Origin of the sequence: Trichlorobacter sp., from assembly GCF_030247655.1 — a bacterium.
In the GTDB taxonomy this organism is placed as follows: domain Bacteria; phylum Desulfobacterota; class Desulfuromonadia; order Geobacterales; family Pseudopelobacteraceae; genus Trichlorobacter.
The window spans coordinates 1-2,422 of the sequence record NZ_JAOTRZ010000313.1; the positions used below are offsets into that span (position 1 = coordinate 1).

General features: G+C 50.4%; 2 protein-coding genes and 1 pseudogene. All 3 read left to right on the plus strand.

Annotated features, from left to right (window positions below):
* Positions 1 to 30 precede the first annotated feature (30 nt).
* Positions 31 to 1,306: pseudogene (gene purD / locus OEL57_RS16145) on the plus strand (phosphoribosylamine--glycine ligase).
* A 92-nt stretch (positions 1,307 to 1,398) separates the two neighbouring features.
* Positions 1,399 to 1,668: a cytochrome c3 family protein gene (locus tag OEL57_RS16150; protein ID WP_300741895.1), complete on the plus strand. Its 270-nt coding sequence runs from the start codon at positions 1,399 to 1,401 to the stop codon at positions 1,666 to 1,668.
* Positions 1,669 to 1,872: 204 nt separating this feature from the next.
* The coding region (locus OEL57_RS16155; RefSeq protein ID WP_300741897.1) for a cytochrome c biogenesis protein ResB at positions 1,873 to 2,422 on the plus strand (550 nt) is incomplete at its 3' end.

Consider the following 2,422-nt stretch of genomic DNA (forward strand, 5'->3'; position numbering starts at 1 on the left):
CAGTGGTGAACATGTTTTGAGAGGCTTTTTATGAAAATTCTGGTAATCGGCGGCGGTGGCCGCGAACATGCTTTGGTCTGGAAGATCGCTCAGTCACCACTGGTTAAGCAGATTTTTTGTGCCCCCCGGTAATCCCGGCACTGCGCAACTGGCGACCAACCTGCCGATCAAGGTCGAAGAGATCGACAAGCTTTTGGGCTTTGCCAAGTCTGAGGGGATTGATCTGGTGGTGGTCGGGCCTGAACTCCCGCTCTCACTGGGGATTGTGGATCTGTTCCGTGAGTATGGGGTCAAGATCTTCGGGCCCAGTCGTGCCGCAGCACGGATTGAGGCCAGCAAGGCCTTTTCTAAGGATTTGATGTATAAGTACAACATCCCCACCGCTGCCTATGGCGTCTTTACCGAGATCCCTGCTGCTGAAGAGTTTATCCGCAAGACCGGCGCGCCGATTGTGGTCAAGGCCGATGGTCTGGCTGCCGGTAAAGGGGTGATCATTGCCCAGACTGAGGCCGAGGCGATTGAGGCGGTGCAGGATATGCTTTCCGGTAACGCCTTTGGTGATGCAGGTTCTCGGGTGGTGGTTGAAGAGTTTCTGGTTGGCGAAGAGGCTTCCTTCCTTGCCATTACCGATGGAAAGTTTGTGATTCCGCTGGCCTCGGCTCAGGACCACAAGGCGATCTTTGATGGTGACCAGGGGCCTAATACCGGTGGTATGGGTGCCTACTCGCCAGCTCCGGTGGTGACGCCAGCAGTGCACCAGAAGGCGATGGAGCAGGTGGTGCAGCGGGCGGTTGACGGTATGGCGGCTGAAGGATGTGCCTATCAGGGGATCGTCTATGCTGGCCTGATGGTAAAGGATGGCGAGGTCAAGACCCTGGAGTTTAATGCCCGCTTTGGTGATCCGGAGTGTCAGCCACTGCTGATGCGGATGAAATCAGATCTGGTGCCGCTGTTGTTGGCAGTAGCTGAAGGTGATCTGTCAAAACATAGTATTGAGTGGCATGATCAGGCTGCGATCTGTGTGGTCATGGCCGCAGAAGGGTATCCCGGTGATTACCCGAAAGGGGATATCATTACCGGAATTGAGGCAGCAGAGGAGCTGGCTGATGTCACGGTCTTCCACGCCGGTACCGTTGAAAAGGATGGTCAGATTGTGACTGCCGGTGGTCGGGTGCTGGGGGTTACCGCACTGGGTGATACCGTGGCAGCGGCGATTGAGCGGGCCTATCAAGGGGTTGATAAAATTTCCTGGCGTGGTGTGCAGTTCCGCCGTGATATCGGTAAAAAGGCCCTTGGCCGTATTTAGATTATGCGGTTGGTATGTATAATGCTTGACATGACTTCAGGGGCTATGATTTAGTTCCACATCTTTTTTACACCAATCAAGGAGGTTGTAAGATGAAAAAAGCTATTATTGCTCTGTTTGCCCTGGTTGCTTTCTCTGGTGCCGCATTTGCTGCTGACAGCTATGAGTACAAGGGTGGCGCAATGGGTAAGGTTGCCTTCCCCCACAAGGCTCACATGAAGCTGGGCTGTGCCAAGTGTCATGAAGGTGCCCCCAAGAAGATTGAGATGAATAAGGCGGTCGGTCACGACACAATGTGTAAGAAGTGCCATGTTGAGATGAAAAAAGGCCCACAGGGTTGCAAGGACTGTCATAAGAAGTAGTGTAACTCTTGTTTCAATCAATTTAGAAAGAGCCAGCGTTTGCTGGCTCTTTTTTATTTATTTGATTTATATCAAGCTACCATGTCAAAAAACCGCTACCCATTTTTTTGAGGATACGCTATAACAGATCATACAAGACAGAAATGGTCGTGAATATTACTTTCGCTATCCTGCCTTTTTAACACGGCTTTAATGGAGCATTCAGTGAGTACCAATCAACGTAGTTTTGTGCAGCAGGTATGGGATTTCTTTTGTTCACTCAAGCTGACCCTCTTTGTACTGATTACCTTGGCCATTACCTCAATCATCGGTACGGTTATTCCTCAGTACCCGAATATTGATGAGCGCTACTGGGCCACTATCAGTGCAGGCCGCAAGCTGCTGTATGAGAGACTCGGCTTTTTTGATATGTACCACTCATGGTGGTTTTTAGCGCTGCTTACTCTGTTCAGTATTAACCTGATCGCCTGTTCTATCAAGCGTCTACCCCACGTGTTCAAGTTTGTCAGTGAACCGGCTGTAACCATTTCCGAAACACAGCAGAAAATTTTTCAGAGCAGTGAATTGAAATTGACCGGCTCTTTAGAGGTGTCCAAGGATAAACTTGCTGCATTTCTTGCCGCTCACGTTGCATCTCCCGTCATCACGCAGGTAAGCAACCAGTATCATCTTTTTGCCCAGAAGAACGCCTGGTGTCGTCTTGGTGTCTATGTGGTTCACTTCAGTATTCTGGTGATTATGGCCGGAACTATTA

Coding starts and splice junctions, on each gene's coding strand:
- OEL57_RS16150 (WP_300741895.1), top strand. CDS start 1,399: ATGAAAAAAGCTATTATTGCTCTGTTTGCCCTGGTTGCTTTCTCTGGT.